This window comes from Klebsiella sp. GG_Kp175, from assembly GCF_040062325.1.
In the GTDB taxonomy this organism is placed as follows: Bacteria; Pseudomonadota; Gammaproteobacteria; order Enterobacterales; family Enterobacteriaceae; genus Klebsiella; species Klebsiella quasipneumoniae.
On sequence record NZ_JBEAFX010000014.1, the window covers coordinates 49,040 to 63,006 of the forward strand.

Consider the following 13,967-nt stretch of genomic DNA (forward strand, 5'->3'; position numbering starts at 1 on the left):
CTCCACATTATCCGTTCAATAGACGGATTTATTGTTATCGGTTGTGGTCGTTGCGGTGTGGGTAAACCGGGCCGCCAGCGCTTCTGCGCCGCGGGCCAGCAGGGTGGTATCGACGCCGACGGCGACGAACAGCGCGCCCAGTTCGAGATAGCGCTTCGCCAGCTGTTCATTGGCCATCAGGATCCCCGGCGCTTTACCGGCCTGACGGATTTGCTGGATGGCATCTTCAATGGCGGCCTGTACTTCCGGGTGCTGCGGATTGCCGCCGTGACCCATATCGGCGCTGAGGTCCGCCGGGCCGATAAACACCCCGTCCACCCCGTCGACATCGAGGATCTGCGGCAGATTTTTCAGCGCTTCACGGGTCTCAATCTGTACCAGGACGCACATGGCGTCGTTGGCCTGGTGGAGATAATCCGGCACGCGGTTCCAGCGCGAGGCGCGGGCCAGCGCGCTGCCGACGCCGCGCATGCCGGCGGGCGGGTAGCGAGTGGCTCTGACCGCCAGCCGCGCTTCGTCGGCGTTCTGCACCATCGGCACCAGCAGGGTTTGCGCGCCGATATCCAATAGCTGTTTGATCTGCACCGGGTCGTTCCACGATGGGCGGACCACCGGCTGGCTAGGGTAGGGCGCGATGGCCTGAAGCTGGGTTAGCACCGTTTGTACATTGTTGGGCGCGTGTTCGCCGTCGATCAGCAGCCAGTCGAAGCCGGCGCCGGCCAGCAGTTCGGCGCTGTAGCTACTGCACAGCCCAAGCCACAGGCCGATTTGCGGACGCCCGGCCTTGAGCGCCGCTTTAAAAGCGTTGTTCATGTTGCTCTCCTCAGACAAAGCGGCAGCTGATGGCGCCCATGTTGCCGTAGTCGACATGGAAGGTATCGCCCTTGCGTGCCGGTACCGGACGGGTAAAGGAGCCGCCGAGAATAATCTGCCCGGCTTCGAGCTGAACATCGTACGGCGCCAGCTTGTTGGCCAGCCAGGCCACGCCGTTGGCCGGGTGATTGAGCACCCCGGCGGCGACGCCGGTCTCCTCAATCACGCCGTTGCGGTACAGCAGGGCGGAGATCCAGCGCAGATCCAGCTCGTCGGGTTTAATCGGGCGGCCGCCGAGGATCACCCCGGCGTTGGCGGCGTTATCGGAAATGGTGTCGAACACTTTGCGCGGGCGCTGGGTTTCCGGATCGATGTTGTGGCAGCGGGCGTCAATAAGCTCCAGCGCCGGAATAACGAAGTCGGTGGCGTTGTAGACATCAAACAGCGTGCAGTTCGGGCCGCGCAGCGGTTTGGCCAGCACGAAGGCCAGCTCGACTTCGATACGCGGAACGATAAAGCGGTCGGTGGGGATATCGCTGCCGTCGTGGAAGAACATATCGTCAAGCAGCGCGCCGTAGTCCGGCTCGCTGATCTGCGAGCTGGCCTGCATGGCTTTTGAGGTCAGACCGATCTTGTGGCCTTTGAGTACGCGGCCTTCGGCGATCTTCATCTCGACCCACTCGCGCTGGACGGCGTAAGCGTCCTCAATGGTGATCGACGGATAATCCAGCGAGATCGCGCGGATCTGTTCACGCTGTTTTTCGGCCTGATTCAGCCGCTGGGCAATCAGGGTTCGGGTCTGTTTATCGAGCATAGTGATTCCTGTGGCATTGTATTGCCGGATGGCGCTTCGCTTATCCGGCCTACAAATTCATGGCCGTTGTAGGCCCGGTAAGCGCAGCGCCACCGGGCAATTTGCACATTATTTAAATAACGCGTGCACGTTGTTCTGTTTGTAGTTCAGCGTCGGGTCGAGCTCTTCCATGGCGAACGACAGCGCCAGGTAGCGACTCTCCATCAGCGCGGCAAAGTGGGATTTGATCAGCGCGAACAGCATATCTCCCACGTCCTGACGGCTCTCCAGGCTACGCCCGGAGCCGATCTTCAGCGTCATATGGACAAAGGCGTAATCCTGCTTACCGTCGGCCATCTGCCAGGTATCGAGCCAGTGGGCGCGGCTGCGGATCCCGCCGATCGGAAAGATGCCGGTGGCGGCCAGCGCCTCGTTGACTTTGGCGAACAGCCCGGGCAGATCGGCCTGCTCGCGGATGTTGTCGGTACATTCGGCGATAAAATGCGGCATGGGGCCCCCTTACGCCTGCGCCGGCAGCGGGAACACGGCGTTAACCTGGCCGGTGCCGGAGCTGGCGAACAGCTCGGTGATAAACTCCACCTTGCCGTCATATTTATCCCAGCCCAGCAGGCCGAGCAGCATCACCGTGTCGTGCATGTTGCCTTCGCCGTAGCAGTAGTCGGCGTACTCCGGCAGCATGGTGCAGAACTCTTTAAATTTGCCCTCGCGCCACAGCTTCACCACCCGCTCATCCATCTGATGATCGAACTCGCGGGTGTAGCTGTTCATCCCCTCTTCGGCGCGTTGATCGTCGATAAAGCGGTGCGACAGCGAGCCGCTGGCCAGCACCGCCACGGTGCCGTCATATTTCTCAATGGCTTTGAGGATCGCTTCGCCCAGCCTGCGGCTGTCGGCAAAGTCGTGAACGGTACAGAAGGCGGAAATAGACACCACTTTGAAATGCTTATCGCTGTTCATGTAGCGCATCGGCACCAGGGTGCCGTACTCCAGCTTCAGGCTCGGAATATTGTGCGCTTTGGCGCGTACCCCGAGCTTCACCGCCTCGTCGGCGATGAGCTGGCCCAGCTCCGGGTTGCCGTCGTAGTCGTAGGTCATGTCGCGAATAAAATGCGGCAGTTCGTTACTGGTGTAGACGCCCTGGAAATGGTCGGCGCAGTTGATGTGGTAGGCGCTGTTGACCAGCCAGTGGGTGTCGAACACGATGATGGTATCGACGCCCATTTCGCGGCAGCGCTTGCCAATTTCTTTATGTCCGTCGATCGCGCCCTGGCGGCAGCCGTGGTTTTTCCCCGGCAGCTCAGACAGATACATCGACGGCACGTGAGTGATTTTTGCTGCTAACGCTAACTTACCCATATCAGACTCCCCATTTCGGGATCGGATGGTCGCCCATCGAGATGCAGACGTTTTTCATTTCGGCGAACACTTCAAAGCTGTACTCGCCGCCTTCGCGGCCGGTGCCGGAGGCCTTCACGCCGCCGAACGGCTGACGCAGGTCGCGCACGTTCTGGGTGTTGACGAACACCATCCCGGCTTCAATACCGCGCGCCAGACGCAGCACTTTGCTGACGTCCTGGGTCCAGATATACGACGCCAGGCCGTATTCCACATCGTTAGCCAGGCGCAGCCCTTCCGCTTCGTCTTTGAACGGCAGCAGGCAGGCGACCGGGCCAAAAATCTCTTCCTGGGCGACGCGCATGCGGTTGTCGACATCCGCCAGTACCGTCGGGCGCAGGAAGTTGCCGGCTTTCAGATGCGCCGGCAGGTCGGACGGCTTATCCGCGCCGCCGGCCAGCAGGGTGGCGCCCTCTTCGATGCCGAGGCGAATGTAGCCGGACACTTTCTCCCAGTGCTGCTTGCTAATCAGCGCGCCGACCTGGGTATTCGGATCGGTCGGATCGCCCACGCGCAGGCGGTTGGCGCGCTCGGCGAAGCGCTTGACGAACTCCGGATAAATACTCTGCTGAATGAAAATGCGCGAACCGGCGGTGCAGCGTTCGCCGTTGATCGAGAAGATGGTGAACAGCGCGGCGTCGAGCGCGCGCTCAATATCGGCGTCTTCAAAAATCAGTACCGGCGATTTTCCGCCCAGCTCCATGGAGTACTTTTTCAGGCCGGCGTTTTTCATGATGTTGCGGCCGGTGGCGGTGCCGCCGGTGAAGGAGACGGCGCGCACATCATGATGGCGCACCAGCGCGTCGCCGGCGGTGGCGCCATAGCCCTGCACCACGTTGAGCACGCCAGCCGGGATCCCGGCTTCCAGCGCCAGCTCGCCCAGACGATCGGCGGTCAGCGGCGACAGCTCGGACATTTTCAGCACTGCGGTATTGCCTAAGGCCAGGCACGGCGCCACCTTCCAGGTGGCGGTCATAAACGGCACGTTCCACGGCGACACCAGCGCGCAGACGCCCACCGGCTGCACCAGGGTGTAGTTCAGCATCTTGTCGTCGACGGGGTAGGTTTTGCCGTTCATCTGCTGGCACACTTCGGCGAAAAATTCGAAGTTATGTGACGCCCGCGGGATCAGCACGTTTTTGGTCTGGTGGATCGGCAGGCCGGTATCGGCAGTTTCCATCGCCGCGATCTCCGGGACGTTCTGATCGATCAGATCCCCCAGGCGGCGCATCAGGCGCGCGCGCTCTTTCATCGGCAGGTTAGCCCACTTCGGGAAGGCCGCTTTTGCCGCCGCTACCGCCTGGTTGATTTCGGCTTCGCCGCCGGAGGCGACTTCAGCCAGTACCTCACCGGTGGCCGGGTTGGTGGTATGAAAATAGTCTGCGCCGGCAACGTTTTTACCGTTGATCCAATGGTTAATTTTTTTCATGACAGTGTCTCCTCATACGCTTGCTGGCTGATGATATGGTTGACCAGGCGGCCCACGCCCTCGACTTCAACGATCACCTCGTCGCCCGGCACCACGTCGGACAGCCCCTTCGGCGTGCCGGTGGCGATCATGTCGCCCGGTTGCAGGGTCATAAATTCGCTTAAGTAAGCGATGAGAAACGGGATGCTGAAGATCAGATCGGCGGTGGTGCCCTGCTGGCGCAGCTCGCCGTTGACCCAGGTGCGCAGCGCCAGATTATGCGGATCCGGGATCGCCTCTTTGCCGACGATCCACGGGCCGATCGGCGTCAGGGTGTCGCGGCTTTTCACCCGCAGGTTCGGCCGATAGTAGTTTTCCAGATAGTCGCGGATCGCGTAGTCGTTGCACACGGTATAGCCGGCGACATAGTCCATGGCCTCGGCTTCGCTGACGCGGCGCGCGGTTTTACCGATCACCACCACCAGCTCGGCTTCGTAGTGCATGTATTCGACGTTATCCGGGCGTACCGACTGCTGCTGGTGGCCAGTAAAGGTGTTTGGTGCTTTGATGAACACCAACGGCTCGGTTGGCGGCTTAAACTCCAGCTCGCTGGCGTGGTCGGCGTAGTTCAGCCCCAGCGCGAACAGCGTGCCGTCGGCGGGCGGCAGCCAACGGAATTCACCTTCTTTTAATACCGTGCCATCGTCCAGGCGCACCTGGTCGCGTTCATCGACCAGCACGTCGCGTACCTGTCCCTGCCATTCAATGCGTGCCTGTTTCATGCCAGCTCTCCTTCTGCGACAACCGGGTTTTCCAGCGTCGGGAAACCGTCGGCGAGGATACGTACCCGGTCGCCGGGGCGCAGCGTGACGCGGGAGTGGGGCGTACCGATGAGGATCGCGTCGCCGGGATTGAGGGTGGCGAACTCGCTCAAGGCGCTCAGCAGCTGCGCGGCGTTACGCTGTAGATCGCCGGTATGCCAGCTGTCCGCTTCGCGGCCGTTGATTTCGGTGATGATGGTCAGGTTATCGACGTTGCGCACCGGCGACAGCGCGCCGAGGGGGCAGAAGCCATCGCGGCACTTGGCCTTGATCGCCGGGCGATAAAAACTCTCTTCCGGCAGGCTGACGTCGTTAGCCAGCGCGTAGCCGGCGATATAGTTCGCCGCCTCTTCTTCCGCCACCTTGCGCGCGGTTTTGCCGACAATCAGCGCCACGGTGGCGCCGCTTTGCACGGTTTCACCCGGCGGATAGGGGATCGCCTCGCCATCGCCAATCACGGTATTGCGCGGCTTGATAAACCAGACCGCGGTTTTCGGCGGCGTCTTGTAGGGGGCCTGTTGAAACGCCTCGCGCCAGGCGTCGAGCTGGCTGCGATGATTGAGCGCAACGGCGAAGATGGTACCTTTCATTCACCACTCCTCTGGGACTGATTTCGGTTCAAAGGGATTTCGTTAATATATTAATGATCATCTTTTATGCTTTGCGCTGAGGTTTAGCAACTGGAAGTGAATGTTTTGTGATCTGATTAACACAATATTTACACATCAGTAACTTATTTATTATTAATCAATGAGTTGAATATTTTTCACGGAAAGACTGGTACTTTTCAGGTGCAGAAACCGGTTGTACATGGCAGGATTAACGCTAATTATTAATTTGTTAATAAGTTTTAGATGAGGCCGTTGAGGGGAAACTATGCATGATTCATTAACCATTGCCTTGTTGCAGGCGCGTGAAGCGGCGATGGCCTACTTTCGACCGATCGTTAAACGACACAATCTCACCGAACAGCAGTGGCGGATCGTGCGGATCCTCGCCGAACGTCCGTCGATGGACTTTCACGATCTGGCTTTTCGCGCCTGTATCCTGCGCCCCAGTCTGACCGGTATTTTGACGCGTATGGAGCGGGATGGACTGGTGCTGCGCCTGAAGCCGGTTAACGATCAGCGCAAGCTATACGTCTCGCTGACGCCTGCCGGAACCGCGCTGTACGAAAGCGCCCAGGCGGAGGTGGAAGAAACCTATCGTCTGCTGGAGGCTCAGTTCACCACGGAAAAGCTGCAGCAACTGACCTCGCTGCTGGAGGAGTTTATTGCGCTTGGCGTCCCTGCCGGGCGCGGTGATGAAGAAGAGTAGCGGTTACGGCTCGGCGCTCAGCCTGGCGAGGGCAATAAGCGTTTCCGCGCGGGCGGGGGACAGCGGCTCTCTCGGCTGCGGCAGCGGCCAGCCATACAGCCAGCGGGCACTGGCGGCGCAGGTGCGCCCTTGGCAGGCGCCCATTCCGCAGCGCTGGGTAAGTTTGGCCTGCAGCCAGTCGTCGGCGGCAGCCACGTCGCCGCAGCGCACATCTTCGCAACGACACAGCAGGCTCTCCGGCGTCGCCGCGTTTTTCAACGACTCCGCCAGCAGGAAGGTGCGGTTGATAGCCGCGGCGAAGCGCTGCCAGCGGGCGCGACGGGCAAATAGCGCCTGGGCCTGCTGGCTGGCACCGGCGGCGGCATACCCGGCGATTTCGCCCTCCACCAGCGCCAGCTCGCTCCCGCCGAAACCGGTGCACTCCCCGGCGGCGTAGACATCCGCGATGCTGGTCTCCTGCCAGCGGTTAACCTGGATCGCCTCCTGCGCCGTGGCGCAACCGAACAGCAGCCCCATCTCGATATTGGGCACCAGCCCGTAGCCGATGGCCAGCCGATCGCAGGCGATAGTCCGCTCGACCCCGTGCTGGCGCAATGTCACGGCCTCCAGCCGCGTTGTGCCGTGGGCGCGGATCGCCTGGGCGCCGCTAAGATAGCCTTTCGGGGCCAGCGTCGCTAACTGGCGCAGCTTCTGCGGCCAGCGCCACAGCCCGCTGGCGAAGCGCAGCAGCACCGGGAGCGCCGCTTGCTCAATGATATTCGTTACCTGGCCTCCGGCCTTATTCACCGTATCCGCCACCGCCAGCAGCAGCGGGCCGCTGCCGGCAATCACCACCTTTTCTCCTTTCAGCGACAGGCCCTGCTTGATCTGCGCCTGCAGGCCGCCCGCGCCGGTCACGCCGGGTAAGGTCCAGCCGGGAAAGGGCAGCGACAGCTCGCGCGCACCGCAGCAGAGGATCAGTTTCTGCCAGTCAACCACGCCCCCGCCGTCGGCGGTTTCAAACAGCACGCTGCGCGCGGAGGGGCGGGCAATCAGCCGCGCGCCGTTCACCATCCGGATGGCGGCAGACGCGGCGATGGCGTCGCGGTAGCGCCGGGCCAGGGCGGGCAGCGTCGTCTGCGGGCCGGCGCGCCAGATTTGCCCGCCGGGTGCGGGGTTATCGTCGAGAATAATGACCTGCTTATTGCAGGCGGCGGCAGAGAGCGCGGCCGCCATGCCGGCGGGGCCGGCGCCGAGGATTAAAATGTCACAGCGCAGCGTGTGCATAGCGGCTCCTTTCTATTTGCATGCCGGCCCGGCACAGGGTCTGGCAGGCCAGCACCCGTAGGCCGTCGACGGTGATCCGGCACTCCTGGCAGATCCCCATGCCGCAAAACGGCGCGCGGGGGTCGCCGTTAACCGCCTGGCGGGTGGTGGGATCGCCGGTCAACGCCAGCGCCGCCGCCACGCTGATCCCTTCCGGCACCGTCAGCGCTTCGCCATCGACGGTGATATTGAGCGTGTTATTCATGCGATCGCCTCCTGATGATACAGACGGGTCGGGAGCCAGGCCTCAGGCGCCAGCGGGCAGCGTTCGCCGAGGATCTGCGCCGCCAGCAGCTCAGCCGTCGCCGGGGCGGTGGTGACGCCCAGCCCTTCATGGCCCAGCGCCAGCCATACACCGCGGCGCGTGGGATGCGGGCCAATCAGCGGATTGCCATCCTGTGAGGCGGCGCGCAGGCCGCTCCAGCAGCGGATGATATTCAGCGTCGCCAGCGCCGGCACAAAATGGCGGGCGCGATCGAGCATCTGCCCCAGCAAGGGGAGATCCAGCTGGCGCTCGCGGTTATCAAACTGGCGCGACGAGCCAATCAGCAGCTGGCCGGTGGGCCGCGGCTGCAGGTTAAAGGCCACCGAAGTGCCGCCGCCGTGGGCGCTGGCGCCGTAACCCAGTTCAACCAGCTGGTGATGCACCCGCGGTCCGTAGCGATCGGTTATCGCCAGTTGGCCTTTTTTCGGCCGCAGCCAGTTTTCTGCTAACAGCGCGTTGGCTTCAAGTCCGCAGGCCACCACGATGGCCCGCGCCTGTAGCCGTTTGCCGCTGGCGAGCTGTACCTGTGGTTCGGTAATCGCCTGCGCGCTGTCGTGCAGGCAGGTGAGATGGTCTCCGGCATCGGCCACCAGCCAGCGGGCGACGTTCGGCGCGTAGACGATACCATCGCCGGGCACCCATAGCCCGCCGGCCAGCCCGCTGCGCAGCAGCGGTTCGCGCCCGGCGATCTGCTGCGGGGTCTGCAGCTCGCTGTGGACCTGATAGCCTGCCAGCCGCCGCTGTTTTTCGCCCGCGACGGCCATCTCTTCTTCGCTATCCGCCAGCCACAGCGTGCCGCAGCCGCGCCAGGCGCAAGCGTCGGGCATCCGCGGCGTGATGGCGCGCCAGCGCGCCAGCGACCACGCCGACAGCGCCAGTTCGGCGGGGTCGTCATCCATGCACACCAGATGGCCCATACCGGCCGCCGTCGCGCCAGGCTGACCGTCATCGATAAGCGTCACGCTCTGCCCCCGCTTCGCCAGCTGCCACGCGCAGGCGGCGCCGATGATCCCGGCGCCGATCACGATGACATCGCACGACTTCACGGGGCGATCCCCCAGCAAAAGGGATCGTCCGGGTTGAGGATCAACTGATTATCGCCGCACACCCAGGCTTCGCCGCGGATCGTGGGGATGATGCCCGCGGCGGCGCGCTGGTAGCTGGCGGTAAACTGGCTGCCGATGATGCTGGCCTGGCGCCAGATCGCTCCCGGCTGCAGTTTGCCATCCTGCGCCAGGCAGGCCAGCTTGGCGCTGGTGCCGGTGCCGCACGGCGAACGATCCCAGGCCTTTCCCGGACAGAGTACGAAGCTGCGGCTGTCGGCGGCATCGTCATCGGCGAACAGCTCGATATGATCGATAATGCCGCCGTCGTCGCCGCGGATCCCCGCGGCTTCCAGCCCCTCGCGCACCGCCCAGGCGTAGTCGGTGAGCTGTGGGATGTGCTCCGGGGTAATGGCGAACGGGTGATCGTTGATCAGGAAAAACCAGTTGCCGCCCCAGGCAATATCGCCGACGACGGGGCCGAGCGCGGTCTCCACGCGGACCTGCTTTTTCCAGCGGCGGGCCGGGACGTTTTGCACCGATACGCTGCCATCGTCGTGCAACGTTGCGCTTACGTCGCCGACCGGGGTTTCAATCAGATGTACGCCTGGCTGGATACGGCCAAGCCACGCCAGCGAGGCGATAAGCCCGATGGTGCCGTGGCCGCACATATTCAGAAAACCGGCGTTGTTGAAGAAAATGACGCCAGCGGTGGCCGCCGCCGAGACCGGCTGGCACAGCAGCGCGCCGACCAGCACATCGTTGCCGCGCGGTTCGAGAATCACCGCCTGACGCCAGCGATCGAAGTCACGGGCGAAACGGTCGCGGCGCTGCGCCATGCTGCCGCCGCCGAGGTCGGGGAAGCCGTCAACGATCAGGCGGGTGGGTTCGCCGCCGGTGTGTGAATCAATGGCTCTCAGCGCAATAGGGGGGCGTGGCGCGGTCATTCTGCTCTCCGAAAGTTAACAACATGTTTCATCATGCTGGCGCAACCCGGGGCGGGCGGCTTGAGCACTTTCGGCAGAGATAATGACGAAATCGGCATAATCGTGCCGGGGTGATGTGCATACGTTGCATAGTTATTTCTTATTAATCATTTGGTTAATGGCGTGGTAAACCGAAAGTGGCGATTGCGCCAGTGGATAAACCAGGGGAAGGCGTAAAGCGGATCCAGGATCGCAAAACCGGCGGTTACCGCTTGAGGTGTTAACAGGAAGTGAATAAATATCCTTCGGTCACTTACCATGAGGAAGCCCTATGATCGGTGTTTCTGAAGCGGCGCCGCCGCGCGCTGTTAATCAACCGGAGCTGGCGGTCGACGAGCTGAGCCAGATCTGCGAAGGGCTGGCGCGCCAGCGGCCGGAGAATATGCCGGCGCTGCTCAATGCCCTGGCGCTGATCGCCCCCCTGCTCAATGCCATCCCCAACGTGGTCTTTTTTATCAAAGACCGCGAGGCGCGTTATCTGCTGGCGAACCTGACGCTGGCCCGCCGCTGCGGTTTCAAAACCGTCTCCTCGCTGCTGGGGAAAACCTCCGCCGACGTCTTTCCTTCCACGCTGGGGCAGGGGTACACCGAACAGGATCTTCGGGTATTACGGGAGGGCGTGACCCTGCGCGACCAGCTGGAAATGCATCTCTACAATGGCCGGGAACGAGGCTGGTGCCTGACGCAGAAGCTGGCGCTGCGCGATGTCCGCGGTCAGGTGATCGGCATGGCCGGGATCTCTCACGATCTGCAGGAGGCCCACGCCCGCCATCCGGCGTGGCAGCGGCTGGCGATCGTCGACGATCATATCCGGCGCCACTATCACCGGCCGATCGCCATGGAAGAGTTGACCGCCCTAAGCGGGATGTCGATTGCGCAGATCGAGCGCTACTGCAAGCGGATCTTTCATCTCACCCCGCGGCAGATGATCCACAAAGTGCGTCTGGAAAAAGCCACCGAACTGCTGGCCGGCGATACGCCGATTACCGATATCGCCTTGCAGTGCGGCTATACCGATCACAGCGCCTTCAGCCGCCAGTTCAAAGCGATGACCGGCTCGACGCCGCGCGATTTTCGCCTGACGCTGCAGGGATAACGGCTGGCTCACACTTTTGTCGACTGTGCTAATTTCGTCATCGGATTAAGGGAAAACCGACAAGCCGCCGGTTCCGCGACGCGTCAATCTGTCAGTGAATATTCACCAATCATTCACCTCGACTTAACAAAATGACGACAAGGAACCGAGCATGAGCAATAAAGCGATTCACTGGAGCGGCGTATTCCCGGCGGTTAGCACGCAGTTTCGTAGCGATTACTCCCTCGATTTAGACGCCACCCACGCGGTGATGAAAAACCTGGTCAAAGATGGCGTTTCCGGGCTGGTGGTGTGCGGCAGCGTCGGGGAGAACACCTCCCTGAGCACTGATGAAAAATTGCAGATTATCGAAGTGGCGAAAGATGCCGCCGGCGGCAAAATTCCGGTGATCGCCGGGGTGGCCGAGTTCACCACCGCCTTTGCCCAGAAGATGGCGAAAGAGGCGGAGCGCGTCGGCGTCGACGGGATCATGGTGATGCCGGCGCTGGTCTACTCCTCAAAACCGCATGAAACCGCCGCCCACTTCCGCAGCGTGGCCACCGCCACCGACCTGCCGATCATGGTCTACAACAACCCGCCGATATACAAAAACGACGTGACGCCGGACATTCTCGCCACCCTGACCGATTGCGACAACATCGTCTGCTTTAAAGACTCCTCCGGCGATACCCGCCGCTTTATCGACCTGCGTAACACCGTTGGCGATCGCTTCGTGCTGTTTGCCGGGCTGGATGACGTGGTGGTGGAAAGTATCGCCGTCGGCGCGGAAGGGTGGATCTCCGGAATGTCCAACGCCTTCCCGCGCGAAGGGGAAACGTTATTCCGTCTCGCCCGCCAACAGCGTTACGAAGAGGCGATGGCGCTGTACCGCTGGTTCATGCCGCTGCTGCATCTCGATGCGCGTCCGGATCTGGTGCAGTGCATCAAGCTGTGCGAAGAGCTACTCGGACGCGGCAGCGCCGTGACCCGTCCGCCGCGTCTGGCGCTGGAAGGGGAAACGCGCCAGCAGGTGGTGGCGATCGTGGAACAGGCGCTGGCGACTCGTCCAGCCCTGCCGGACGTCGGCCTCTGAACCCAGGAGTCAGTATGAATGCATCTCAGACCATGGCGGGACGGCAGTTTATTGCAGGCCGCCGCGTTGCCAGCGGCGAGGCGACGCTATTGAGCCTGCGGGCGGTGGATGGGGAAGCCACCGCCCATCGCTTTTATCCGGCTTCACGCGAGGAGGCCGCCCAGGCCGCGGAGGCGGCACAGCAGGCGTTTGCCGTTTATTCACAAACCACGCCGCAGCAGCGGGCGCGCTTTCTCTGCGCCATTGCCGATGAGCTGGACGCGCTGGGGGAAGCGTTTTTTGCACTCGCCGAACAGGAGACCGCGCTGCCGCTGGCGCGGCTGCAGGGCGAGCGGGCGCGCACTAGCGGCCAGCTGCGGATGTTTGCTGGCGTGATCCAGCGCGGGGATACCTTCGCCGCCCGTATTGATACTGCCTTAGCCGACCGTCAACCGCTGCCGCGCCCGGACCTGCGCCAGTATCAGCAGGCGTTAGGGCCGGTGGCAGTGTTTGGCGCCAGCAACTTTCCGCTGGCCTTTTCCACCGCTGGCGGCGATACCGCCTCGGCGCTGGCGGCGGGCTGCCCGGTGGTGGTGAAGGCCCATCCGGGCCATATGGCCACCGCCGAGCTGACCGCTGAAGCGATCGTCCGGGCGGTCGCGCGATGCGGGTTACCCGGCGGCGTCTTCAATATGATTTTCGGGACTGATATCGGCGCCGAATTAGTCCGCCATCCGGCGATTCAGGCCGTTGGCTTTACCGGCTCACTGGCCGGCGGTAAGGCGCTGTATCAACTGGCGCAGCAGCGTTCGCAGCCAATCCCGCTGTTTGCTGAAATGTCGGCGATTAACCCGCTGATTATTCTACCGCAGGCGCTGCAGACGCGGGCCGAGGCGCTGGCGAACGAGCTGGTGGCGTCATTCACCCTCGGTGGCGGCCAGTTCTGTACCCGTCCGGGGCTGATTCTGGCGCTGCGCGGCGCCGGGCTGGAACGCTTTAAGTCGGCGCTGTGCGCGGCGGTAGCGGGCTCTGCGCCGCAGGTGTTGCTCAATGCGCCGACTCTCCAGCACTACCGCCAGGGCGTGGCGGCCCTGGCGGCGCACCCGCGTATCGAGAGGCTGGCGAGCGGCCTCGCCGCCGGCGCCGGGCAGGCGCAAACCCAGCTGTGGCAGGCTCAGGTCGAGGATCTGCTGGCGCAGGATACGCTGCTGCAGACCGAAGTTTTCGGCCCGCTATCGTTGCTGGTGGAAGTGGACGACGCGGTCCAGCTACAGGCGGTGGTGAAAGCGCTGCAGGGACAGCTCACCGCGACGCTACACGCGGAAGCGGACGACGGCCCGCTGGCGGCGAACCTGCTACCGCTGCTGTGCGAGAAGGCCGGACGGGTGCTGTTTAACGGTTATCCCACCGGCGTGGAAGTGTGCGATGCGATGGTCCACGGCGGCCCGTGGCCGGCGACGACCGATGCGCGCGGGACGTCGGTCGGCAGCCGGGCGATTGAGCGTTTTCTGCGCCCGGTCTGCCTGCAGAATGCGCCGGCCGCCCTGTTACCGCCGGCGCTGCAGGATGCGAACCCTTTGAACCTGCTGCGCCTGGTCAACGGCCAGTGGACCCGGGAAGCGATTTCCTCCTCTCATTGACGCAAGGGCATCA

15 protein-coding genes and 1 pseudogene are annotated in these 13,967 nt (G+C 62.9%); 4 read left to right on the top strand and 12 right to left on the bottom strand.

From position 1 onward, the window contains the following. Positions 1-15 precede the first annotated feature (15 nt). From hpaI to ABLU73_RS19610, 8 genes and pseudogenes are all read right to left on the bottom strand, one after another. Positions 16-813 carry a 4-hydroxy-2-oxoheptanedioate aldolase gene (hpaI, locus tag ABLU73_RS19575; RefSeq protein WP_017899125.1) on the bottom strand — a complete coding sequence of 266 codons (798 nt, stop codon included), beginning with the start codon at positions 811-813 and terminating at the stop codon, positions 16-18. 10 nt (positions 814-823) lie between these two features. Then, complete coding sequence (gene hpaH / locus ABLU73_RS19580) at positions 824-1,627, bottom strand: 2-oxo-hept-4-ene-1,7-dioate hydratase (RefSeq protein WP_004204180.1); 804 nt, start codon at positions 1,625-1,627, stop codon at positions 824-826. Between the two features lie 108 nt (positions 1,628-1,735). Then, positions 1,736-2,116: a 5-carboxymethyl-2-hydroxymuconate Delta-isomerase gene (locus tag ABLU73_RS19585; RefSeq protein ID WP_017899124.1), complete on the bottom strand. Its 381-nt coding sequence runs from the start codon at positions 2,114-2,116 to the stop codon at positions 1,736-1,738. Between the two features lie 9 nt (positions 2,117-2,125). Beyond that, a complete protein-coding gene (gene hpaD, locus ABLU73_RS19590) occupies positions 2,126-2,983 on the bottom strand; it encodes a 3,4-dihydroxyphenylacetate 2,3-dioxygenase (RefSeq protein WP_002887492.1) in 858 nt (285 codons plus the stop codon). A 1-nt stretch (position 2,984) separates the two neighbouring features. Next, on the bottom strand, positions 2,985-4,451 hold the full coding sequence (gene hpaE, locus ABLU73_RS19595) for a 5-carboxymethyl-2-hydroxymuconate semialdehyde dehydrogenase (protein WP_049116142.1): 1,467 nt from the start codon (positions 4,449-4,451) through the stop codon (positions 2,985-2,987). Then, positions 4,448-5,212 carry a fumarylacetoacetate hydrolase family protein gene (locus ABLU73_RS19600; RefSeq protein WP_048294123.1) on the bottom strand — a complete coding sequence of 255 codons (765 nt, stop codon included), beginning with the start codon at positions 5,210-5,212 and terminating at the stop codon, positions 4,448-4,450. The genes hpaE and ABLU73_RS19600 overlap by 4 nt, the downstream gene beginning before the upstream one ends. Next, positions 5,209-5,841: a fumarylacetoacetate hydrolase family protein gene (locus tag ABLU73_RS19605; protein WP_004204186.1), complete on the bottom strand. Its 633-nt coding sequence runs from the start codon at positions 5,839-5,841 to the stop codon at positions 5,209-5,211. The genes ABLU73_RS19600 and ABLU73_RS19605 overlap by 4 nt, the downstream gene beginning before the upstream one ends. A 57-nt stretch (positions 5,842-5,898) precedes the next feature. Continuing rightward, a pseudogene (locus ABLU73_RS19610) lies at positions 5,899-6,063 on the bottom strand (hypothetical protein). Between the two features lie 64 nt (positions 6,064-6,127). On the opposite strand from ABLU73_RS19610, the gene hpaR reads away from it, so the two are divergent. Continuing rightward, positions 6,128-6,568, top strand: a complete 441-nt coding sequence (gene hpaR / locus ABLU73_RS19615; RefSeq protein WP_002887503.1) for a homoprotocatechuate degradation operon regulator HpaR — start codon at positions 6,128-6,130, stop codon at positions 6,566-6,568. A 3-nt stretch (positions 6,569-6,571) separates the two neighbouring features. Here the strand turns inward: hpaR and ABLU73_RS19620 are convergent, their stop codons facing one another. From ABLU73_RS19620 to ABLU73_RS19635, 4 genes are read right to left on the bottom strand one after another with little or no spacing between them, the layout of a single operon-like run. Next, positions 6,572-7,834 (bottom strand): FAD-dependent oxidoreductase, encoded by a 1,263-nt coding sequence (locus tag ABLU73_RS19620; RefSeq protein ID WP_264923638.1) that lies wholly within the window; start codon positions 7,832-7,834, stop codon positions 6,572-6,574. Next, a complete protein-coding gene (locus ABLU73_RS19625; RefSeq protein ID WP_043522328.1) occupies positions 7,815-8,078 on the bottom strand; it encodes a (2Fe-2S)-binding protein in 264 nt (87 codons plus the stop codon). Before ABLU73_RS19625 ends, ABLU73_RS19620 begins: the two co-directional genes overlap by 20 nt. Next, positions 8,075-9,184: an FAD-dependent oxidoreductase gene (locus tag ABLU73_RS19630; RefSeq protein WP_023319669.1), complete on the bottom strand. Its 1,110-nt coding sequence runs from the start codon at positions 9,182-9,184 to the stop codon at positions 8,075-8,077. Before ABLU73_RS19630 ends, ABLU73_RS19625 begins: the two co-directional genes overlap by 4 nt. Then, positions 9,181-10,128, bottom strand: coding sequence for a 4-hydroxyproline epimerase (locus ABLU73_RS19635; protein WP_048294125.1), 948 nt, complete (start codon positions 10,126-10,128; stop codon positions 9,181-9,183). Before ABLU73_RS19635 ends, ABLU73_RS19630 begins: the two co-directional genes overlap by 4 nt. 310 nt (positions 10,129-10,438) lie before the next feature. Between ABLU73_RS19635 and ABLU73_RS19640 the strand changes: the two genes are divergently transcribed. The 3 genes from ABLU73_RS19640 (at position 10,439) to ABLU73_RS19650 (ending at position 13,954) form a co-directional block, all read left to right on the top strand. Continuing rightward, on the top strand, positions 10,439-11,263 hold the full coding sequence (locus tag ABLU73_RS19640; RefSeq protein WP_017899117.1) for an AraC family transcriptional regulator: 825 nt from the start codon (positions 10,439-10,441) through the stop codon (positions 11,261-11,263). Positions 11,264-11,414: 151 nt separating this feature from the next. Further along, positions 11,415-12,335, top strand: a complete 921-nt coding sequence (locus ABLU73_RS19645) for a dihydrodipicolinate synthase family protein (protein WP_004204197.1) — start codon at positions 11,415-11,417, stop codon at positions 12,333-12,335. 14 nt (positions 12,336-12,349) lie between these two features. After that, positions 12,350-13,954, top strand: a complete 1,605-nt coding sequence (locus ABLU73_RS19650) for an aldehyde dehydrogenase (NADP(+)) (RefSeq protein ID WP_048294126.1) — start codon at positions 12,350-12,352, stop codon at positions 13,952-13,954. Positions 13,955-13,967 lie beyond the last annotated feature (13 nt).